This is a genomic window from Duncaniella dubosii (assembly GCF_004803915.1).
Classification (GTDB): Bacteria; Bacteroidota; Bacteroidia; order Bacteroidales; family Muribaculaceae; genus Duncaniella; species Duncaniella dubosii.
The window spans coordinates 361,400-384,179 of record NZ_CP039396.1 but is presented as its reverse complement, the minus strand read 5'-3'; the positions used below and the strand labels follow the sequence as shown (position 1 = coordinate 384,179).

General features: G+C 47.6%; 15 protein-coding genes, 1 pseudogene and 1 riboswitch. Of the genes and pseudogenes, 5 read left to right on the top strand and 11 right to left on the bottom strand.

The genetic code is table 11. The annotated features are described in order from the left end of the window. Nucleotides 1-75: 75 nt before the first annotated feature. Entirely contained in the window at nucleotides 76-645 is a 570-nt protein-coding gene (locus E7747_RS01630; RefSeq protein WP_136413714.1) for a flavin reductase family protein, read from the bottom strand. Nucleotides 646-914: 269 nt separating this feature from the next. Between E7747_RS01630 and E7747_RS01625 the strand changes: the two genes are divergently transcribed. Next, entirely contained in the window at nucleotides 915-1,505 is a 591-nt protein-coding gene (locus E7747_RS01625) for a Maf family nucleotide pyrophosphatase (RefSeq protein ID WP_136413712.1), read from the top strand. Nucleotides 1,506-1,537: 32 nt separating this feature from the next. On the opposite strand, the gene E7747_RS01620 is transcribed toward E7747_RS01625, so the two are convergent. Beyond that, nucleotides 1,538-2,611 (bottom strand): hypothetical protein, encoded by a 1,074-nt coding sequence (locus E7747_RS01620; RefSeq protein WP_136413710.1) that lies wholly within the window; start codon nucleotides 2,609-2,611, stop codon nucleotides 1,538-1,540. A 170-nt stretch (nucleotides 2,612-2,781) separates the two neighbouring features. Between E7747_RS01620 and E7747_RS01615 the strand changes: the two genes are divergently transcribed. Beyond that, entirely contained in the window at nucleotides 2,782-3,729 is a 948-nt protein-coding gene (locus E7747_RS01615) for a DMT family transporter (protein ID WP_136413708.1), read from the top strand. A 92-nt stretch (nucleotides 3,730-3,821) separates the two neighbouring features. Here E7747_RS01615 and E7747_RS01610 read toward each other — a convergent pair whose 3' ends face one another. Further along, a complete protein-coding gene (locus E7747_RS01610; protein ID WP_136413706.1) occupies nucleotides 3,822-5,021 on the bottom strand; it encodes a C1 family peptidase in 1,200 nt (399 codons plus the stop codon). Between the two features lie 161 nt (nucleotides 5,022-5,182). Here E7747_RS01610 and E7747_RS01605 point away from each other — a divergent pair, with 161 nt between their 5' ends. After that, entirely contained in the window at nucleotides 5,183-5,809 is a 627-nt protein-coding gene (locus E7747_RS01605) for a porin family protein (RefSeq protein ID WP_123613039.1), read from the top strand. A gap of 484 nt (nucleotides 5,810-6,293) precedes the next feature. After that, a riboswitch (cobalamin riboswitch) is annotated at nucleotides 6,294-6,510 on the bottom strand. A 42-nt stretch (nucleotides 6,511-6,552) separates the two neighbouring features. Here E7747_RS01605 and E7747_RS01600 read toward each other — a convergent pair. The 3 genes from E7747_RS01600 to E7747_RS01590 form a co-directional block, all read right to left on the bottom strand. Continuing rightward, complete coding sequence (locus E7747_RS01600; protein ID WP_136413704.1) at nucleotides 6,553-9,024, bottom strand: transglycosylase domain-containing protein; 2,472 nt, start codon at nucleotides 9,022-9,024, stop codon at nucleotides 6,553-6,555. A gap of 264 nt (nucleotides 9,025-9,288) precedes the next feature. Next, nucleotides 9,289-11,871, bottom strand: a complete 2,583-nt coding sequence (locus tag E7747_RS01595) for a DUF262 domain-containing protein (RefSeq protein WP_136413702.1) — start codon at nucleotides 11,869-11,871, stop codon at nucleotides 9,289-9,291. Nucleotides 11,872-11,873: 2 nt separating this feature from the next. Beyond that, entirely contained in the window at nucleotides 11,874-13,862 is a 1,989-nt protein-coding gene (locus E7747_RS01590; protein ID WP_136413700.1) for a DUF262 domain-containing protein, read from the bottom strand. Between the two features lie 258 nt (nucleotides 13,863-14,120). On the opposite strand from E7747_RS01590, the gene aspT reads away from it, so the two are divergent. Continuing rightward, nucleotides 14,121-15,827, top strand: coding sequence for an aspartate-alanine antiporter (gene aspT, locus E7747_RS01585; protein WP_136413698.1), 1,707 nt, complete (start codon nucleotides 14,121-14,123; stop codon nucleotides 15,825-15,827). Between the two features lie 155 nt (nucleotides 15,828-15,982). Here the strand turns inward: aspT and galK are convergent, their stop codons facing one another. From galK to E7747_RS01570, 3 genes are read right to left on the bottom strand one after another with little or no spacing between them, the layout of a single operon-like run. After that, nucleotides 15,983-17,125 (bottom strand): galactokinase, encoded by a 1,143-nt coding sequence (galK, locus tag E7747_RS01580; RefSeq protein ID WP_136413696.1) that lies wholly within the window; start codon nucleotides 17,123-17,125, stop codon nucleotides 15,983-15,985. Between the two features lie 49 nt (nucleotides 17,126-17,174). Then, complete coding sequence (locus E7747_RS01575; protein WP_136413694.1) at nucleotides 17,175-18,080, bottom strand: sugar phosphate nucleotidyltransferase; 906 nt, start codon at nucleotides 18,078-18,080, stop codon at nucleotides 17,175-17,177. Between the two features lie 22 nt (nucleotides 18,081-18,102). Then, complete coding sequence (locus E7747_RS01570; protein ID WP_136413692.1) at nucleotides 18,103-19,146, bottom strand: aldose epimerase family protein; 1,044 nt, start codon at nucleotides 19,144-19,146, stop codon at nucleotides 18,103-18,105. 226 nt (nucleotides 19,147-19,372) lie between these two features. Between E7747_RS01570 and E7747_RS01565 the strand changes: the two are divergent. After that, a pseudogene (locus E7747_RS01565) lies at nucleotides 19,373-20,991 on the top strand (ABC-F family ATP-binding cassette domain-containing protein). Between the two features lie 122 nt (nucleotides 20,992-21,113). On the opposite strand, the gene E7747_RS01560 reads toward E7747_RS01565, so the two are convergent. Next, nucleotides 21,114-21,848 carry a formylglycine-generating enzyme family protein gene (locus E7747_RS01560; protein ID WP_168185183.1) on the bottom strand — a complete coding sequence of 245 codons (735 nt, stop codon included), beginning with the start codon at nucleotides 21,846-21,848 and terminating at the stop codon, nucleotides 21,114-21,116. Between the two features lie 8 nt (nucleotides 21,849-21,856). Beyond that, a complete protein-coding gene (locus E7747_RS01555; RefSeq protein ID WP_136413688.1) occupies nucleotides 21,857-22,681 on the bottom strand; it encodes a GLPGLI family protein in 825 nt (274 codons plus the stop codon). Nucleotides 22,682-22,780: the final 99 nt, after the last annotated feature.

Sequence of the window (22,780 nt, the reverse complement as noted above, 5' to 3'; positions counted from 1 at the left end):
GTCGAAGATCGGATGTTGATTGAGTGTGTCTACATCAACCCCGGTCTAAGTATCTATATCTTTATTTACAGCTGTCTATGCCATGAGCTTTTTACTAACAAGGAAAGCCTCAGCAATAGGTTCTCCCAGCGGACGGTACACTTTCTTTTCCTGATCGAAGCATATTGGATGGAGCATACTGAAATCGACTTTTCCGTCAGAATCGAGTATGGTGTCGTCTGCGACAGTTCTCATGACTTCACCTACCACACGTGTGCCTCCGTCGCCATTATCTGTCATGGAGACTATCTTGCACTCCATCGCCAGAACGAAATCCTCGATAATCGGGGCATCCACTGTCTTGCCTTTGACTACGGATGCGTGAACGTGGACAAGTTTAGGTTCGCTATGTCCTGAAACAATTCCTAAATAATCGGCAAGCTCAACCCGCTCGGCGGTGGCTATGTGTACGGTAAACGCTTTTTTTAGCCGCATGTTTTCCGTAGTCTTATGGTTCGATGATATATTCAGGGCTATGTGATTGTCCCAGCATTGTCCGCCCCAAGCGACATTCATGGCATCGGCAACACCATTATTATCGTATGTACCAACAATAAGTACCGGCAGTGGAGCGATTACCGGGCGTGTCTTTATTTCTTTCAACATAATATTAAGGTTTTTAAGATTTGAAATCCGGCATCCGTTCGGATGCAAAGTGTTTTTTCAAGTTATAACCTGTGCTCACGGTTAAAAGTTTCGTTTTTTACATTTATTATCTCAATGAATCTGTTCCGGGCGATGTATGTCCGGGTTTAACATCGAAAAATAAGGCAATATTTCATGGATTATTGTAAATTTGTCGGATAGAGTGCAGATGATTTCTACGCTAAAAAGACAACAGATTAATAAACAGTTATTTATCGTTTTGATTGACTATGTTCCATCCGCTTGAAAATATAAAAGACTATGATGTGATTCTGGCGAGTGGCTCGCCACGCCGCCGTGAACTGCTCGGTATGCTTGACATTGATTTTCGCGTCGACACTTCACATCCTGTTGATGAGACTGTTCCGGCAGGACTTCCGGCAGAAGAGGTCGCCCCTTATCTGTCGCGGCTTAAAGCCGAGGCTTATCCGCTGTCGGCAGACGAAAAGAAGCTCGTGATAACGGCAGATACCGTCGTTATAATAGACGGAGAGGTTCTTGGCAAGCCTGTAGATGAGGCTGATGCCCGCAGGATGCTTGGATGTCTTCAGGGCAGAACTCAGAAGGTAATTACAGGTGTGACAGTCAGGACGGCAAAGGGTATGACTACGTTCAGCGCCTTGTCGGAGGTGGAGTTTGCTCCGCTGACAGAGCATGAGATAGCATATTATGTCGATAAGTATCGTCCATTTGACAAAGCGGGGGCTTATGGCATACAGGAGTGGATCGGCGCAGCCGGAATCAAGGGTATAACAGGCAGTTTCTATAATGTCATGGGGCTACCTGTCCAGCGTCTGTATTCACATCTGAAGTCAATATAGGCCAAGATAGCAAATGTGGATGCGTATGTCTTTTAGATTTTAGTCAGTCGGAGAGTGAAGCCGTCGGTCGGAGGTAGCATGATAAGACTTTCGGAGCTTTCCAGACTGTTGTTTTCCTTGTGTTCCCACGCAAGGAAATGAGGAGTCTCGACTCCGAGCCGTTCGCAGACTTTCATAGCTACGACTCCCATCGTCATGCGCAGATTGAGTTCCACGCATGGCATGACGCGCAATCGGCCGCCATCATTGTAGACCATCATGTCTATTCCCATCCAGCCTTGATAGGCAGAGGCTGTAAGTTCTGTCAGTATTTCCTCTTCGCGGTTTATCAGTGTCATCAGTATTTCGGGATCAATCATTTCCGACAGCCTTGATTCAATGTGGGACTGTGGCGCGACGATATTACCGCTATACATCCCTCGTGTTTCTGTCGAGAACAAAGACAGACCACGGAAGCAGACGCGATGGCCATCGGAGTGGAACAGAGCTGCGAAATCAGCTACTTTGTCAAGCCCGCGTTCGACCATCACACTTCCCTGACGGTGGATAATCCCTGCGGCACGCCGGCGGAGTGCGTTTTCGTCGAGTGAGCGAGCACAGAACACACCGCGACCGCTGCTTGACCATGGGGATTTCACATAGCATCCGGGATTGTTGCGTTCGGCTTCAACCACCACGTTCGGATCGGTCGTTTCGATTGCAATAGGATTGTCTGAGTCAAGCCGTGTGAGGATTTCGACCGACATACGTCTGTGGCTCAACTGCCGGATTCGCTCTATGGAGGTATCGTCGGGCAGTATGCCGCCATCTACTCCAGCTCGGAGAAACTGGCGTTTCGCATCAAGACTCCATCCCCACGGAGATAGCGATGTCGCTCCGCAGACATCGCCGGCAATTACCCCGTTAAGCCCGAAACGTCTGGCGAGACGCGAGGCTTCGGTCTGCATGATTTCAGGGGCGATCACTCTGTCGCCTTCCTCTGCCCACCACATAGGCAGGAGTGCTCCGGCATTATGTATGGCCACGGCATGTGGCGGGGGAGTATAGTGGCGGCATCCGAGCGCCAATGCAAGGTCGTTTTCGGGATTGAAGAGGTGAAGTCTCACTTTGTCTGGGGTATGGATTTCTTTTATCAGAATGCAAATTTACAGATTTCGCGGTGATTTTTGAAATATTACATCATTCGGTTTCATGTATGCGAAACTGAATGTGACGCTTTGATGTTAATATTCTGTACATCTTTGAAAACATGAACATATAAATAAAAAACGAAGAAATGTCTGACATAAAAACTTCCAAAGCCTCTCCACCTCAGTCGCATAGTGTGGGTGACATAATCAAGGGGAATCTGTTTGTCCTTATCGCCACAATATTTTTCGGTGTCAATATTCCTGTGGTCAAGATTCTGATACCTGAATGGATGAGTTCGGTCGATGTCACCATATTCCGCCTTGGAGGCGGTTGCATATTGATGTGGCTTGCCTCGATTTTTATCAAGACCGACAAGATTCAGCGTCACGACTATCTCCGCATATTTCTTGGCGGGGCTGTCGGGCTTTTTCTTTTCATGTATCTGTTCAATCTGTCGCTTCGCTATGCCGATCCGATTGACGTTTCCATCATCATGACCTTCCCCCCGATATTTGTCATTCTGATAGGAATTATTTTTCAGCATAAACGCACCTCATGGCTTGAAATATGCGGTATAGCCGTCGGATTTATCGGCGCATTCCTTGTTATCATCACCCAGCATTCAGGCGAGAAAGGCTCTGACAATATGCTTGGCGACTGCCTCGCGCTTGCCTCGACTCTCTGCTATGCTTTTTATCTTGTGATTCTTGAAGGACCGATGCTCCGCTATCGTCCGGTTTCGATGTTGCGTTGGGTATTCCTGATGTCATGTCTACCGATGCTCGTCTTGTTGCCGTCATTGCCGAAAGCTGAGATTTTCCATACCACTGACTGGCAGCCGTGGGCCTGTATAGCTTTTGTGCTTATCTGTCCGACTTTCCTGTCTTATTTCCTTATAAATCCGGCCGAGAAGCTGATTGGTAGCGAGCTGGTGTCAATCTACCAGTATTTCCTGCCGGTAGTCGCGACCATCGCTTCGGTCATTATGGGCATCGCCAAGATACATTGGATTCAGATTCTTGCGATGATTGTCATAATAGCCGGTATGCTTATAACAAACCGGGCCAAACGCAAGCAGACACGCAAAGAGTAGCTATCGGACTACGCGGAATTTTATGAAATGAAAAATGTCCGTGACGGCTGTGTGATGGCTGTCACGGACATTTTCAGTTATGTGGCTTTGTCTTAAAGTTTCATCTTCTTAGCGATATCCTCGGGGATTGCTTCGCGGTTGACAAGGATGTCGAGAGTCTTGGCAAGGAAGTAAGGCTCTGAGACATAGAAGAAACCATCATAAATCTGGTTTGTGTCCCATGAATTCTTGACCTTATAATATTTGTTGCCTTTCTGGTCAACGGCTTTGCCGACGATTACCATACCGTGGTCGTCAGTGGTCTCCTGATTGTCAAACATTTGCTGACGGAGTTCCTGAGTGACTGTGATTTCCTGTGTGGGGCCGGTGATTTTGTTGGCTTCTGCCTCACGGTCTTTGTCGCTGAGTTTCACCCAACGCGAAAGTTCTGTGCCCGAGAGATCGTTGGCAGTCTTCTTCTTGGGGATTAGCGCGTAGCCTTTCTTCCAGTTGAAACCCGGTTCGCTGACATCGGCTGCCCATGCAATCGAGTAGCCGTTGTCAAGAGCGTTGTCAACAATAGCCTTCATTTCTTCCAGAGGCACGTTATGATACTTTTCCCAAAGCCAGTTGTCGGCAACTTCAATTGCAAACGACTCATAGAAAGGATGGTGAGTGAAAGAAGTCACAGGAACATAGTCGGCGGCATTAATGCCGAGCGACTGAGCGAACGACTGAGGAGTGTAGGTCTTTCCTTCATATTCAAATGATTCGGGGAGCTCGCCGAAGTAAGCGTCGAGCATTCCGCTGAAGGCCTTTTTCCAAGCCGGAGATTTTTTCTTGGCCTTGTTTATGGAATTTACAAATGAAGTGAATGCGTCGCTCAGTTCTGTGTGGTCATGCTTCTCCTCGCCGTATTCAAGTCCGCGATATGCTTCTTCGGGGACGAGACCGTAATTTACCATTACGTAGGGAACGTCGAGTGTGCTTCCGCCCTGAGCGAAATTGATCGTGCCGTTCATTCTGATAAATTTATCGGCTTTGTCATTGTAGCAATGGCGGACGACATACATTTCGCTGAGGTCTACTTCCTTGCCAGTCTTGCGGAGGATTTCGTCTTCAAGGAAAGAAATGCCTGAAAAACTCCAGCATGTTCCTGACTTGTTCTGATCCTTGACAGGTGTGGTCTTCACGACTGTCACGTCTGTGAACTTGAAACCGCCGGTGCTGTCGTTTTCGCTGGTTTTCTTGTCTTTAGCCTGAGCGCCTAATGCCAGACAGAGAGCCATCGCTCCGAATAAATACTTATTCATGATGTGGTTGATTGGTTTATGGTTTTCAATTTTAATGATCTTGATATTGTCATAAGGCACATGCAAAGTTATTATAAATTTATGGCAATTCAAGGTTTTTAAAGAAAAAGTTGTAACTTTGTGTGCTTGTTTGTGCATAAAAATAAACTCATATATTCCGCATGAAAAGAAAATTTCTTACGTTCATTATAATTCTTGCAGCCCTTTGCGGCGTTCATCAGGCCAACGCTCAGTTTCGCTGGGGTGCTACGGTCGGAGCTAATTTCAATGATTTAAAGTTCAAGCAGTCAGGAATCCTTTCTGTCGGCAAAGGCTTTGGCGAGTCAGCAGGAATCAATGGTGAAATGATGTTTCCGGGAATCGGATTCGGTATTGACATAGGTCTCCGCTATGAGCAGCTCGGTGCGAAGCTGAATCTCGGCGATTTTCCTCTATGGGAGTCGCAGGGCTATTCGACTGACGAACGTATCTATATCCACAATATCCAGATTCCATTCAATCTGAAATTCAAATATACCCGTCTGCAGGGTTTTGAAGACTATCTCGCTCCATTTGTTTTCGGTGGTCCTGTGTTCAACATTCAGGCTGCACATAGCAAATGTGACGCACTGAAATTTTCTGGTGGAGATCTCGGCCTGACAGTCGGCGCGGGAGCAGAGATTTTCAGACGCTGGCAGCTGTCTGCTTCATATACGTGGGGAATGACATATGCTCTTAAGGCGAAAGTCCTTACCGACTACAGCGCCCGCAACCGAACTTGGGACGTAAGACTTACCTATTATTTCTAAATTATATTTTCTATGTGAAGAGCTTAAAAGCTCTTTTCAAAGGCTGTCGGACGACAGCCTTTGTTGTTTCATGAGCATTTATTTGCCGGGGTAAAAATAGATAAAAACAGACATTGCTCCCGTCACCACTACGGAAGCAATGCCAAAGTTAGAAAAATTGTTTGCTGATAGTTTAATTGCCATATCCTTCGGTTTGCGGGAAATAAAGCTTTCGGATTTATGAAATCACTACGCAAATGGCCGAAAAAGAAGGACTAATACTGACGATAGATAGAAAAAGTTAAAACACGATATAGCAGTTTACAAAAAATCCGTATCTTCCTGCGCCTTTATTCAATAAGGACGATGGACAGATACGGATTAGTTTTTTATACGATTGTATAAGTTCCGTTGTGTGGTGGTTACAGTCGCAATTACCTTCAATGCCTGAGCGAGAGCCGGTAATGATTTCTGCAACAGATGTCCGTAAAGTCCCGCAGACAAGAGGCTTGTGTTGAAAATGGCAGGTCTTCTGACTTGTTTCCTGCTTCCACGCCTTCCCGGTCTATTTTGTAATAAGCCAGTGGCTTTATGTCGGAAGCTGTCGTTTAGATGAAACTTACAGCAGCGGGTACTGTCCCGGATTCACACCGGATTCCCTCTTCGGCTCATGATGAATCAGACTCTTCTGATTCTGAGCAACCATTTTCAATTGCAAAGATAAGTAGAAAATTTGATAAAATCAACCGTTTTTGTTCGATTTATCAGTCAAAAACGCCATCCATAGTGGTGTCTTCGGCATTATTGTCAGCGTTGACCTCTTCGTCATAGTAGCCGTAGAATTCCTTTTCGCAGAGATTGACATCGGCAGGGAAGTCAAACTTGGCGCTTTGCGAATAGTTTAGCGAGGGGTCACCGTAAACCTTCTTCATAAAGCGTCCATAGATAGGGAGGGCCATTGATGCGCCCTGACCATAGGCCATCGTGTTGAAGTGAATGAAGCGCTCGTCGCCTCCTACCCATGTTCCGGCCACAAGGTTAGGGGTGAATCCCATGAACCAGCCGTCGGCGTTGTAGTTTGTCGTACCGGTCTTGCCTCCCATTTCGGCTGTGAGGCCGAAACGCGAGCGCACCCTGTGGGCAGTGCCTTCATTGACCACATTGAGCAGCATCGAGAGGATACGGTAGTAGGCTTTTTCACTGATGACCTCAGTGTGGCGAGGTGAGAATTCGGAAATGATGTTGCCGTTATTGTCGGCAATGGCTGTAACAAACATAGGATCGACTCTCATGCCGTTGTTGGCGAAGGCCGAGTAGGCTGTGACCATCTCTTTGACCGATACGTCGGCCGGGCCGAGGCAGAGCGACATGACGGGAGGCAGTTCGGCCGTGATGCCGAAATTGTGCATCGTTCTGACAAGGGATGGGGGAGAAAGCTGCGAGATGAGGCGTGCTGAAATCCAGTTGTTGGAGTTGGTGAGTGCCCAGCGGAGGTCGACCATCTCGCCGACTCTTGCCGATCCGGCATTACGCGGTGCCCATACCTTGCCGGTCTCGTCGGTGAGCACCGGCTGGGTGTTGGAAAATTCGTCACATGGCGTGTAGCCCTCTTCCATAGCGTAGGTATAAAGGAAGGGTTTCACGGTCGAACCGACCTGACGGCGGCCGGTCGAAACCATATCATATTGGAAATAGGAGAAATTCGGACCTCCGACATATGCTTTGATGTGGCCGTTGAGCGGATCCATTGCCATGAATCCGGTGCGGAGGAAGTGTTTATTGTAAAGAACGGAGTCGAGAGGGGTCATAACCGTGTCGACAGAACCGTTGTAAGTGAACACTTTCATCTCTCGCGGGGTGTGGAACGCACGGTTGATTTCATCTTTCGATGCGCCGGCCTTGACCATCATGCGGTAGCGGTCGGTATTTTTCATCGCATTACGTACGAGATGGTTTCGGCGTATCTCTGACAGCTCTGCGCGGTCAGTCGTGTAGGGTGCTCCCTTTGTCCCGCGTTTCTCGCGGAAAAAAGCCGGCTGGAGATAGCCGCCGAGGTGTTTGGCCACAGCTTCCTCTGCATATTTCTGCATGCGGGAGTCGATGGTCGTATAAATTTTAAGACCGTCGGAATATATGTCATACTTAGAGCCGTCTGGCTTGGGATTTTTTTCAATCCAGCCGTAGAGCGGATTGGTTTCCCATGCGATTGAATCGTCGATGAATTTCTGGGCTTCCCATCCGCGGTAGTTTTCGCGTACGGGTTTCTGTGCTCTGAGCATCCTGCGCAACTCTTCGCGGAAATAGGGTGCGATGCCGTCTTTGGCGTCGACACGGTTGAAGTTCAGAGTCAGCGGCAATGCAGAGAGAGAATCAAGCTCGGCTTTGGTGATTTTGCCGTTCTTTTCCATCTGTGCGAGCACCACGTTGCGGCGCTGGCGGGTGCGTTCGTTCTGGCGCACCGGATTGTAGTAGGCCGGGTTCTTTACCATTCCGACGAGAGTCGCTGCCTCTTCAATCTTGAGGTCCTTAGGTGCCTTGCCGAAATATACATGTGCGGCCGACTTGATGCCGACGGCATTATAGAGGAAGTCAAACTGGTTGAGATACATTTTTATGATTTCCTCCTTCGAATAGTAGCGTTCGAGCTTGACGGCTATCATCCATTCGATGGGCTTCTGCATTGCTCGCGAAAGAAGACCGGAACTGTTGGGCGAATAGAGCTGCTTGGCGAGCTGCTGGGTGAGAGTTGAGCCGCCACCTGCATTCTTGTTTCCCATAAGGACGGTTTTGACGAGCACACGTCCGAGACCACGCATGTCGATACCGGAATGATCCTCGAAGCGTACGTCTTCTGTTGAAATCAGTGCGTCGATTACGTGTGGCGACACTTCGTCGAAATCGGCATAGACACGGTTGCCCGTACCGACGAAGTAGCGGCCGATTTCCTTGCCGTCTGACGAATAAAGCACAGAGGCGAAGCGGTCGGTCGGATTTTTAAGCTCCTCGACCTGTGGCATGTAGCCGATTACGCCATTGTATATAAGGAACAGGAATACAAAAATTCCGATTATTACAGATGCGAATAAAATCCACAATGTGGCTATGATGCCGCGGTGTCGGCGCGGTTTCTTGCCTTTTTGTCCACGACTGCGTGAAGCCTGTTTTGAGGAATTTTGTCTGGTGGGGTTCTTTGATTGTCCGCCGTTTGTCTGATGATTATATCCTTGCTGTGGCATATTGGATTGACAGTGGAAATTGATTGTTGGAGAGATCGGGGTTTATTGGGTTTGACGGTGATGTGGAGATCTGGTTTAAACTGTCTTTTGAACAAAAGCCTTCTCCGCACACTTACCAAGCTGCAAATTTACGCATTTTCCCTGAAATAATGAAACCTCGGTCGGATGCTCGATCGAATTTCAGCATCTGCGCTACCAAATTATCCGGGAAATGTGGTGCAGACTTCGTGTAGGTATAGGGATATGTGCGTTGATATCAGTGGTTTATGTACTGATTATTCCCATTTTGACTAGTGTGTCGTGAGTGGTTTTCATCGCTTTCTCGACATACGCATCCAGTTCATCGAATTCGCAGTCCAGATAGTATCGAAAAAGAGGATTTCCGTCATTATCGCAATCAAAATAGACACAATACGGATCGTCTTTATAAATATGTCCGGCTTTGGCTATTTCATGGAATTTTTTAGCTCTTGTTTTTTTAGGTAACTCCACGAATATCCTGAAGCGGTGGTTGTTGCTGAAATTTATGTTGAATGAATAATCATCGTTTTCATCATAGTTGAAATAAAATATTGCGTCTTCGCCCTTATATCTTCCATAGGTTGTATAGTCATCCGGACTCTTGTGGACTTCTTCGTCAGCATAATACTCCATGCTGTATTTTTCAATGAATCTCTGCGCCATTTTGTCACGCTCGGAGTCGATGAAATAGCGGTCAAACCACTTGCCTGGGATTGCTACCGCGATGTGCCCGTTCTTCCAGTGGACATATACAGGCGATGGCTGTTCTGTAATCCAGTCATATAGTTTCACATCCCGGCGGAGTGCGTTGCATGCAATCGCGGTCTGAAGTTCTGACCCGATTTTGTCATCGTAGGGAATCAGGCTCTTTGTTTCTCCTTCAAGAGCTCTGATTATCTCTTTCTCGTTGTGGCTATTGTCGAGAATGTCGGCAAGCATGTCATGGATTCTCTGGTCACTGATCAGCAGGAGTTTAAGATATTTGTGAGTCTCGTTGTTCTCGGTCAAATACTGACGTTCTATGTCTTCCCACATTGACATTCTTGACATTATCGCACGGAGCAGCACGTGTCTCTTCCGATACTGCTTAGTGATGCCTTTTGCATCAAACATCTCCGCGACGAACTCGCAGCGATGCTTGAAAGAGTCAAGAGTGATGCCTTCGGTGTAATAGAAATTTGTAGTGCCCTTGAAGTAAGGGTGTCTTTCCATCTTCAAGAATTGCTCCAGCCATTCCCCGTTTTCGCTGATGAGCTTGGCTTTTTCCATTTCTTCCTTAAATGGACGCGCCCAGCGGTTGTCGTCATCAGTTGAGGGCATGTCAGCACAATTCGCCATGGCCTGATAAAAAGAATCAGTATTTGTTATTTTGGAAGCATGTCCTCTCTCCGCTCCGAATTTGCTTTCGACACCAAGCTCAGCGGCTATGTGACGAATCATTCGTCCGAAGCTGCGGAGAGTGGTGGCCACGCGTTCCAGATTGTCGATGTCGGTGTTCTCCACGATATTCCAGACCACGCGCATCCACTTTTTGTAGAGCTCTTCGTCAAAGGTTTCGAATGTCAGTATGAACTCCTCAATTGCTCCCATGACTGTCAGCAACGTCTGGGTGAATGTTATGTCCGCGTCTACAAAGAAGTTTCCTTTTTCCTCTTTGTCTTTATCCCACACAGGGGTAAGCGATTCCTTGATGAGACCCTGATGTTCCTGTAAAGTGTCGAGCACCTTTTCTGCTGCGGTAAAATATTCCGGATGTGCCTGAAGCTCTTCGGCATACTTATCAAAGCCGAGATACTGGTCTTTACTTTTCTCAGTTCGTGTATAAAATAGATTCACGGCAGCTTCAGTGTCGCGCATCTCTTTTGGGGCACGCTGATTGTCGATGAGATAGCGGCACGCGAAGAAGCGGCTGAAGAATCTCATGTATGATATGTCAGAGTCCTTCTTCCTGCTGCTGTTCCAGAAGAGGTCTATCCACTTGGCATCAAGCTTTATGGAAATGTTTTCGATATGAGTGACCTCTTCACCTTCCATGCCGCCTTCGAGTTGTACCTTTTCGTTGTTTAGCTGTTCCACTTTTCTCATGGCCCCTGTGAAATCCGCCTTGAAACTGTCGAACACTGAAAGCGGAAGTCCTCGCGCGTTCATTTTCATATACAGTTCTTCCGATTTGCTGAATTGCATCAGTGGCAACACATAGAACTGGAGATTATCCGTCCGTTCGAGCGCATTTTTAATATCATATTTCTTATAATATGCGTCGATTGCGTCAAGCATCACCAGCATGCCCGCGACTGTCGAGTCTTTATCATAGGTGCGGTAATACCATCTCGCCTTTGTGATGTGTTCGCTTGGCTTGTCTTCTCCGAAATCACATGTATAGTCCGCCAATGATTTGCAAAACTTCGTGGCGGTGGTTCGGGTTTCATATAAAAATGACTTCAGAGCGTCGCGTACCGGTTTAAAAGCCGGGTCATTCTGCTTCTTCTCTTTGTTGAGTAGATACCAGTGGAGCAGATAGAGGGTAGTGAAACGTTGCTGGCCGTCAAGAAGTTCCATCACATATTCCTCTTTGTCATTCTCCTTGTTTTTCTTGACTGCTCCATACATGAAGTTCATGCCCATGACCGTGTTCACGGCAAGGTTTTTGAATATTTCTCTCAGAAAGTTCTCTCGGATTTTCGTCTCGTTTTCGCCATTGCGCCCCTGTGCATAATTGCGCTGGATGCGGGGGACGATGATTTTTGAGATTGTCACGAGGTTGTTTTCTGACGAGTAGGGCACTGGTTTACTGAATATCCCGGTAAATGAATATGTCTGGCTCATGCTTAATTTTCTTCGGTGTTTAGATAATCCCTTAATTCTTCGCAGATGTATTTCTGATATGATTTCATATCGCCCTCTGTCCACTGTGTCCGGCGTGTCCCTTCCTCGTCAAAGAGTTTCATGAACACGTAGGATGTCGAAACCGGTACGAACACTCCGTTTTTCATTCTTTCGATGATGGTCTTGCGTTTTGTGATAAACAGGCTGTTGCCATACGACCGGTTTGTGGTCGAGTCAAGGAGCGTAAGATTGCCGATGTTGTTCTTGATTTCTTCTCCGGCATCTGTCTCTTCGGCCAGCTGACGGAGTTTGTTGATGGCATCCATCAGCTTTTCGTTATCTCTCAAACGGTTAATCTCATTTTTAGCTTCCTCATTTTCTTCGAGCTTGTTTTTGAGATCGTCCATCGCGGTATCTATCCATTTTTTTTGGTCGTCGACTCGCTTCAGTCCGTTTTTGGTGAAGGAGTCTATGTGCTCGATGTCCCAGTCCTGCGAGGTCAGGACGGCAAAAGGGAATTTGTAGATTGCGCCGATTTTATTTAGGTCGTCCTTGGTTTGTTCGACCTGGCGGTTGAGGTGATTCACGTTGAGCAAAAGCAAGAGGTTGAACACTTTTGGATCACCGTAGCTTATATTTATCTGTCCGCTTCTAGCTGATATGTCGGCTACCTGCTTCCTTATCTCGTTTTTTAGCCATTTCTTAAAATCCTCCCTTGATTGATTTTCTTCCATCCCAATGAAGTGGATGTAGCTTTTAGGCAGTAGATTTCCATTATACTGGCAAAGCATACCGATGAGATTGTAGCAGACCACATCCTCATACCAGTCTTCAAGTACATGAAACACTTTCGATACGGCATCCCATTCTTTCTCTATTTTCGTAGTCAGTGCCTCGCCGTTGAGACCGTCAAACTTGTCGTAGTAGAAATTAAAGATTCTGTTCTTGTCTTGAAGTTTGGTCTCGCATTCTTTTAACTTCTCGTCTATCTTATCATCCGGAACGTCTTTCATGTATTCCGCTTTGTAGGCAAGCTGAAATATGATGTCGATGCGGTTGGGCATTTCGTTTTTTCGCCTGTTGAGAAAATACCAGAAAGAATCGTTATGCAGCGTATTTTCAATATTTTCCCACTCCAGCGCTCTTTGCATCTGGATGTGCTCAAGTCCTTCGGTTTGCCTTTTTAAAAATAATGCCTTGATGAGTTCTGCATCCGTCAGATATATCTTGCCTGTGTTTATCTTACGGAACTCGTTGATTGCATCAGACCATTTCGACAGCTCATACCACAATATCTGGACTGAACCGGTGGTATTTCTCTTCCCTTTGCCGGCGTTCAATAAGTTGAATAATGTCGTACGTACGTTTTTGACAGTCTCGTCAAGATGGTAGCGTCTGCACAGGGCTATACCTCCGGTTTCTGCGTATTCACCTTTTCCACGTATCCATTGGTCAATGGTGTCATAAGCCTGTTGCATGTGGAAATAATCGATATTGCTTGCTGTATCTTTGTCAGACTTTCCTAAATCCTCCAGAAACTGTGCTGAATCTTTTCGTGTGGCATATACAAGATGATACAGTTTTTTCCCTCCGTAATCCTCTTCCAGCTCTTCGTCAGAAATTCCTTCTTTTGTCATCAGGTATTTGTAGAGAATATATATCGTGGTCAGTCGCTGCTGGCCGTCGATAATCTCCCACACCGGGTTGTCTTCGTTTACCACAGCTCCCTCCGATAAGATTGGTTTTATAATATTGTCATTAGTGACAGGGCGAGCTACGACCGGTTGAAGACAGTAGTAGTCACCTTCGATATTCTGGTGGTTTGAACCGTGAGGTTCATTAGCGTATGAAAAAAGGTCGTGAAGAAGCTGTGTTACCTGCGTCGGAGTCCATCTGTAGCCACGCTGGTAGGGTGGTATATAGAAATAGCCGCCATTAAGGAGGTCTGATATTGCTTTTCGTTCGATTATGTTGTTTGTCTCAGATGTCATTTGTATTTAATCGGGAATTGTTGATATCATTGACTCGCTGAAGTTGTTTGATGTCAAATATTTTTACACAAATATAGTCATTGCCGTGATATTTTACAAATATATTGTTGTCTGTGAAAATGTAGCCATGTTATTACTTAAAAAAAGGCTGTTTTGCATTTGCGTTGAAACAAATAGGAAGGAGTTATGTTTAGATAATATACATATCAGGTCCGGGATGTCTTGTTAAGTATCACGTCTCTACTTATTATATATGTTATGGAGATTATAGAATCTTTTGGAGATATATTGCGAAATTATCCGGCTTTGGCGGTCTTTCTGACCGTAGGCATGGGATTTTTGTTGGGGAGACTCCGCATCGGTTCGTTCACGCTTGGCAGCGTGACGGCGGTGCTGCTGGTCGGAGTGGTTGTCGGGCAGTTCGGTATAACTGTTTCCGGTCCGCTTAAGACTGTGTTCTTCCTGATGTTTCTTTTTTCGATAGGCTACAGTGTCGGGCCTGAGTTTTTCAAGTCGTTGCGTGGCATGGGGCTCCGGCAGGTACTTTTTGCGGTGCTGATGAGCATGTGTTGCTTTGCGGTCACTGTCGGACTTGCATTTCTGTTCGGATATACTAAAGGTGAGACGGTCGGACTTTTCGCCGGCTCTCAGACATGTTCGTCACTTATAGGCGTGGGGACAGAGGCTATAGGCAAGCTACCTGTCGGTCAGGAAATAAAAGATGAGCAGATTTCGATTATCCCTGTCTGCTATGCGGTGACATACATATTCGGCACACTCGGGACTGTCATCATTCTCGGGAATTTTGGCCCGAAACTGTTGGGAGGGGTGGAGCGAGTGGCGCGGCAGGCTCATGATCTTGAAAAAAGTCTCGACAATATGTCGTGGGATTCAGATCCGGCCAAGTTCAATGCCCACCGTGGAGTCTCGTTCCGTTCGTATCGGCTGACAAACCGGATTTTTGAGAATGGAATGAGTGTGGCTGAACTGGAGTCGTTTTTCGAAGTGCGCGGTATTCATGTCTATGTCGGGCGTGTGCAGCGCGATGACAGGATTTTTACGCCCGGACTTTCCGATATGCTTCATCGCGGTGACAGTGTGGTCGTCTGCGGCCCGCGAAAATTCATGGTAAAGGTCGGCGACTATACCGGGCCGGAGGATGACAACCGTGAACTTCTCACATATCCTGTGGAACGTGTGTCGGTTCTTGTCGCATCGCCTGACATCGTCGGTTGTCCATTCAGCAATCTTTTGTCATCGCCTGTGATGCGTGGCGTTTCGGTCAGGAGAGTGATGCGTCGAGGAAAAGAGATTGCGCTTGATCCGGCAGAGACTATCGAACGTGGCGACACGATGCGGCTTGTCGGCGACAGTGGAGCAGTGGCGGCGGCTGCACGTATGATTGGCTATGCCGACCGCATGACTAATTCGAGCGATCTGATGTTTGTCGGGCTTGCCATCTTTATCGGAGGTCTTGTCGGCAGTCTGAGTGTATGGATCGGGAATGTCCCGGTCAGTTTCGGGACGAGCGGAGGTGCGCTTCTCGCAGGTATAGTGTTCGGATGGCTGCGTTCGCGACGCCCGACATTCGGCTATATTCCGGCATCAGCATTGTGGTTAATGAATAATCTGGGTCTCAATATGTTTATTGCTGTTGTCGGGATAGAGGCGGCTCCATCGTTTGTCTCCGGGTTGCGCGATGTAGGCTGGATGCTCTTTGTCGCCGGAGCGGTGGGAACTACAATTCCGCTTTTAATCGGGATGTGGATGGGGCATAAAGTTTTCAAATTCAATCCGGCGATTACTCTCGGGTGCTGTGCCGGCACAAGAACTTGCACCGCCTCTCTCGGCGCTGTGCAGGATGCTATCGGAAGTACGGTTCCGGCAATCGGCTATACGGTGACTTATGCTGTCAGCAATATTCTTCTTGTCGTCTGGGGAATGGTGACTGTGCTTCTTGTCTGAAATATATATATCGCAAAAAAATACACCCGTACTACTGACAATAGAAATTTTGTCGTAGTGCGGGTGTTATCTTTATACCAATATGATAATTACAGGATGATAATAAAAAGTGGTGTTTCTGCGGAAAACGGTTAAAATATCCGGATTAGTTCAAATCAGTCATCGAGACGGCGTGCTCCGTCAGAGATGACAACGTCGTAGATTTTGGGTTCATGACCATAGCGTTCGTTGAACTTGGCTGTCACAGTCTCGATAAACTTGTCGTGGATTTCGTTGGGCACAAGGTTGATTGTGCAGCCTCCGAAACCGCCTCCCATGATACGTGAGCCGGTAACGCCACATTCCTTGGCTACATCGTTGAGGAAGTCAAGCTCTTCGCACGACACCTCGTAGTCTTTTGAGAGACCTTCGTGTGTTTCGTACATGAGACGTCCCACCGTGGCGATATCGCCACGGTTGAGAGAGTCACACACTCCGAGCACACGTTCCTTCTCACCGATGACGAAGCGTGCACGCATGTTGTCTTCGGCCGAAATATCGGCTTTGACAGCATCGAGCATTTCCATGTCGGCATCGCGGAGTGTTTCGAGTCCGAGGCGTTTTGCCACGCGCTCACATGATTCACGGCGCTTGTTGTAGGGAGAGTCGACAAGTTCGTGCTTCACCACTGAGTCGACAAGCACGAGCTTGTAACCGTCAATCTTGAATGGGAAGTATTCATATTCAAGCGAACGGCAGTCAAGACGGATGAGACAGTCTTTCTTTCCGAAAACGGATGCGAACTGGTCCATGATGCCGCAGTTGACACCACAGTAGTTGTGTTCGGTGGACTGGCCTATTTTTGCGAGCTCGAATTTGTCGATTGTGTTGTCATTGAACAGGTCGTTGATCGCGAATGCAAAACATGATTCGAGTGCGGCCGACGATGACAGTCCTGCGCCGAGAGGAACATTGCCGGCGAACACTGCATCAAAGCCTTTGACAGAGCCTCCACGCTTGATGGTCTCGCGGCAGACTCCGAAGATGTAGCGTGCCCACTGCTGCGAGGGTGCGTCTGCTTCGTTGAGTCCGAACGAGGCACTGTCGTTGAGGTCAACCGAGTAGAGATTGACTTTCTCCGTTCCGTTTGGACGGATTTCGGCCATGATTACTTTGTCAATAGCTCCGGGAAACACGAAGCCGCCGTTGTAGTCGGTGTGCTCGCCGATGAGGTTGATTCGTCCGGCTGAAGTATAGAATGTGCCTTCGCCTCCGAAGTGCGATGCGAATGCTTCGCTGATTTTATTTTTTAATTCCATGGGTAAGGTAATGTAGATGTGCGTTTGAATGTGTGGCGTGGCCGTTAGGTTAGAACATCTTGTCGGGATAGATGCCGTCGGCGTGGAGCTGTGCGAATTTTTCGACAACTCCGGGGCGGTCCGCTGCGTATGTCACGCCAAACCAGCGTGAGTCGGTGTCAAGAACCTTGACTGTCGCTTCGCCTGAGTGGATGAGAGTGTCTATGACAAGCGGAATGAAGAATTCAGCCTTCGGAGTGTTAAGATCTTTGTTGAGGAAGGTGCGGAATTCGCGTTCGGAATAGTCGAAATAGTCAGGAGTGAAGCCCCAGAGGTTCATTGATACCGGTGTCATCGGGTCAAGTGTCTGTTCTACTCCGTTTTCATCGGTGAACACGATATCTCCGTTGGGGGCGTAGGAGATGGCAGTGCGTTCAACGACTCCTGTGAGGTTGCCGTCTTCACCCTTTGAGCAGACGCCACGTGCCACAGAGCCGTTTTCGGTCATTGTGTTGCCTACACGGAAACCGACCATCGAATAGTCGCCCTTGCGTTCGCGCGGACGCATGAGGTCTTCGGCCATCACACGGAATGCGTCACGTCCATAAAAGTCGTCGGCATTGATTACGGCAAACGGTTCATTGATGACCTCGCTTCCCATCATGACGGCATGGTTTGTACCCCACGGTTTGGTGCGGTCTGCCGGACAGGTATAGCCTTCGGGAAGTTTGTCGGTAGCCTGAAATACCACTTCGACTGGAATATGGCCTTCGTATTTGGAGAGGATTTTTTCGCGGAAATCTTTTTCGAAATCCTTGCGGATGACGAAGACTACTTTGCCGAAGCCGGCTTGGATTGCATCATAGATTGAATAGTCCATGATGGTCTGTCCCTGAGGTCCTAATGGATCGAGCTGTTTGAGACCGCCGTAGCGGCTGCCCATGCCGGCAGCAAGTACAAATAGAGTTGGTTTCATTGCTGTATAGAAACTGTATTTTTTATAATGTGGTGAATTTAAATTTTATAGTCTCGTCATATTTTTCGCCTTTGCGCAACACCGGGGAGGGGAAACAGGGTTTATTTGGAGCATCGGGGAATCCCTGACATTCAATGGCAACACCGTCATAGTCGCTATAGGCACCGCCGGAGATGCTTTCGGGGCATCCTGCAAGCCAGTTGCCGGTGTAAATCTGCATGCCGGGCTGAGTGGTGGAGATTATGAGTGCGCGTCCAGACTTTGATGAGCGGAGTTCGGCTACTTCTTTCATCGTTCCTTTCTCGTAGTTGTCGATGACCCAGCAGTGATCGTAGCCCTTTCCTACTTTGAGGGGATGGAAGTCGGCTTCAATGTCGCGGCCAATGGCCTTGAACTGGGTAAAATCCATCGGAGTACCGGCTACGGGTGCGAGTTCGCCGGTAGGAATCTGGGTGTCGTCGGTCGGGAGATAGCGTGAGGCATTGAGACGCATCTCATGGTCGAGTACGCTTCCTGCGTTTTCTCCGTCAAGGTTGAAATATGCGTGGTTTGTGAGATTGACAACGGTTGCCGAATCGGTTTCGGCAGTGATGCGCAGAGTCAGTTCGTTATCTTCGCTCCATGTGTATTCAGCCTTCACGTCAAGTGCTCCGGGATAACCTTCCTCGCCGTCGGCTGCATGATAGGTGAATGTGACTTTATTGTCTTCGGCATTGCTTTCCCAGATACGGTTCATGAATCCTGTCGGACCGCCGTGGAGGGCGTTAGGACCGTTGTTGATGGCAAGACTGTATTCTTTGCCGTCGAGAGTGAATTTTCCGAGAGCTATGCGGTTGGCGAAACGGCCGGGAATCTTTCCGGCACACGGCCCGTCGCCGAGATATGACGCTGGATCTTTGTATCCGAGCGCCACATCTGCGAGTTTGCCGTATGCGTCAGGAACGTATACGGCCACAATGCCTGCGCCGAGACTCGAAAGAGTGACCGACGCGCCTGATGAGTTAGTCAATGTATAGAGGGTGATTTCTCCGGCCGGAGAATGAGATGTCTTGGTCTGGATTTTCATGTCTGTCGAATTTAAGTGCCGTGAACGGCATTTTGTTTCTTTACTTGCAAATGTAGTTATTCTAAAACTTCTTCGCAATGATAGGCCGCTAAAAAAACGAAAAATGATAGAAATGGGAATAATTTTGAAAAGATAATGTTTGATTAATATCAGTCATAGGGGGACATTAGGGATGTAATATAAATAATTTTTTGTATCTTTGCACCCCGAAATCAAAAATGTTAGAATGATAGCTGTTAACAATTTAGGAATGCAATTTGGCAAGCGGGTGCTCTTTCAGGACGTGAACCTTAAGTTTACTCCGGGCAACTGCTATGGTATAATCGGCGCGAACGGTGCCGGAAAGTCGACTCTCATGCGCATACTCAGCGACCAGCTTTCGCCCACGCACGGCTCTGTGATGCAGGGACCGGGCGAGCGTATGAGCGTGCTTGAACAGGACCACTTCAAATTTGACGACTGCACGGTGATGGAGACCGTGTTGCGTGGACACTCCGTGCTCTGGGATATCATGCAGGAGAAAGACGCGCTCTATGCCAAGGAAGATTTCTCTGATGAAGACGGTATCCGCGCTTCGGAACTCGAAGAGAAGTTCGCCGAGCTTGAAGGCTGGAATGCCGAAAGCGACGCAGCCGCCCTCCTGAGCGGTCTTGGCATCAAGGAAGACAAACACTACACGCTGATGCGCGACATGAGCGGTAACGAAAAGGTGCGTGTGCTTCTCGCAAAGGCTCTGTTCGGCAATCCCGACAATCTTCTGCTCGACGAGCCTACCAACGACCTTGACCTTGAAACAGTGGCATGGCTCGAAGATTATCTATCGAAGTTTGAGAATACTGTGCTCGTTGTCAGCCACGACCGTCACTTCCTCGACTCTGTGTGTACGCATACTCTTGACATTGACTACAACAAGCTCACTCTTTTTGCCGGCAACTACAGCTTCTGGTACGAATCCTCGCAGCTTGCTCTCCGTCAGCAGCAGCAGGCCAACAAGAAGGCTGAGGAGAAGCGCAAGGAGCTTCTTGAATTCATCCAGCGCTTCAGCGCCAACGTGGCAAAGTCAAAGCAGACCACTTCGCGCAAAAAGATGCTTGAAAAACTCAATGTCGAGGAGATTCAGCCGTCGTCGCGCCGCTATCCGGGCATTATCTTCACTCCACAGCGTGAACCGGGCAACAAGATTCTTGAGGTCAAGGGTCTGACTGCTTCTGTTGACGGCGAGGTGCTTTTCAAGGACGTGAACTTTCAGGTCGAGAAAGGCGATAAGATTGCTTTCCTTAGCCATGACCCGCGTGCCATGACTGCACTTTTTGAAATCATCACCGGCAACCGCAAGGCTGACGAGGGGACTTACGAGTGGGGACAGACCATCACTACCGCCTATCTGCCTCTCGACAACTCGGCTTTCTTCAACTGTGACCTCAATCTTGTCGACTGGCTCTCGCAGTTCTCCAACGACAGCTCCGAAATCTATCTCAAAGGCTTCCTCGGCAAGATGCTGTTCTCCGGCGAAGAGGTTCTTAAAAAAGCTTCGGTGCTTTCAGGTGGTGAGAAAATGCGTTGTATGATAGCCCGTATGATGATGACCGATGCCAACACTCTTGTGCTTGATTCGCCGACCAACCACCTCGACCTCGAATCGATTCAGGCGTTCAACAACACTCTTCAGGCATTCAAAGGCAATGTGTTGCTGTCGAGCCATGACCACGAGTTCATACAGACTGTCTGCAACCGTATAATCGAGCTCACCCCAACGGCACTATCGACAAGCTTATGGACTATGACGACTATATTTCGGACGAAAAGGTGATGGCTACACGCGAGAAGCTCTATGCCAAAGCATGATTGATATGATTTAGCGATCCGCGAGTCTGCGGTCAAATTTTATAACGGCTCTGCATGTCGGATATGATTCCACAGGCAGAGCCGTCATTGTTTTACTTTGAGGCCTTGTAGTCAGGTGAGACTTATTCTGCTAATCTGAAACCGATGGTTGAAGATCTGAAATTCGGATTGCTTACAGCACGCCATGCCGGACGATTATATTCTGAAAGAATTGAATAGTGGCCGCCTCTGAATATTTTTCCAATATCAGATGATTTCGGCCCTTTTGGATTTGTCTGACTTTTGGCTTTATAATGTCCGAACCAGTCCTGAGTCCATTCGCTGACATTTCCGGCCATATCATAGATGCCCAGTTCATTTGGCGCTAACAATCCGACCTGATGAGTCTGTTTTTCAGAATTGCCGAAGTGCCATGCGATTTTATCGATTTCATCGCCTCCGATAAAAACAAAATCATTAGATTCATTGCCCCCTCTTGCTGCAAATTCCCATTCTGCTTCTGTCGGCAGACGGTAATGTCTGCCTGTAACCTTGTTGAGTTTCTTTATGAATAGACTCACATCATTCCATGAAACATTCTCTACAGGGCGGCTCTTTCCTTTAAAGACGCTGGGATTGTCACCCATGACGGTTTCCCATAGTTCTTGTGTCACTTCGTATTTCCCTATCTTGTAGTCATGTAATGTGACCTCGTGGCGTGGTGTTTCATAGGCATGCTCGGTTTCATCGGGATTAAATCCCATTGAAAAAGTGCCTCCTTTCACATCGATCATCTCTATTTCAGGTGTATCCTTGGTAATGGCAAAGGTGACAAGTGAAAATACGAAGCTAAGAATTATCAGATATAACTTTTTCATATACATTGTCACCTATAGTCAGTTTCGATAAAGTCACCACCATCTGATTTCGGTTTCAGCAGATCAGGATCTATTTCGACTCCATCAAGCAACCCTTTTGCGGTCAGCGTTCCTTTTGGATTATCGATTACGGCACGACGTGCACGTAGAATATCCTTTCGGTTATATCGTTCATATTTTTCTGCGTCATAGACACTTCCAATATCTTTGGAAGACTGCTGGATTCCGTCTGCAAAAAATCCTATTCCGTCTCCCGTGGTGGCTTCAAGGATAAGTCCGGGCAAACCTCTGAACTTCCAAGGTCCATCATGAACAGGTATTTCCGGCGTAAACCAGACCGTCCAATGGCGGCCGTGATAGTCGGTCTGCGCTTGGATACATTCATATCCAAGTATGTTTTTAGTGCTGTCGCCGGTTTCCCATGTCAATTCAGCGAAAGGCTCAGTGTAATAAACCGGTTCATTGTCGAGCATGTCATATACGGTTATCATCGAATCTCTGACGGATTTGATTACATAAACGTTCTCTTTCTTTCGAGGAAGATTCTTCATGTCAATCATTCCTTGTCCAATCATGGCTTTCAAAGCTGCTTCCTGCGTCTTCTTGAAGGCGGCAAGCCCTTCCGGAGTTGATATCAATGAGTCTATTTCTTCCGAACGTGGACTATAGAATTTTGATAAGGTCGAATTTGCCAAGAGATGATATTTGTTGATTCGTTCCATCTCGTTCCGGTACAATGAACGCGTCGTATAGCTGACCTCGATGTCAGCGGTCTGCGCCATTGCAGCCATCGCCGCAAAGCACATGATGGTTGATGCAAGTATCTTTTTCATAATTTCTATTTCTTGTGTTTGCGTTTGTAATTCTTATGTGTGCGGATGCCTATTATGGTTCCGATTACAGTTCCGACAAGCGGGAGAAAAATTAGAAGA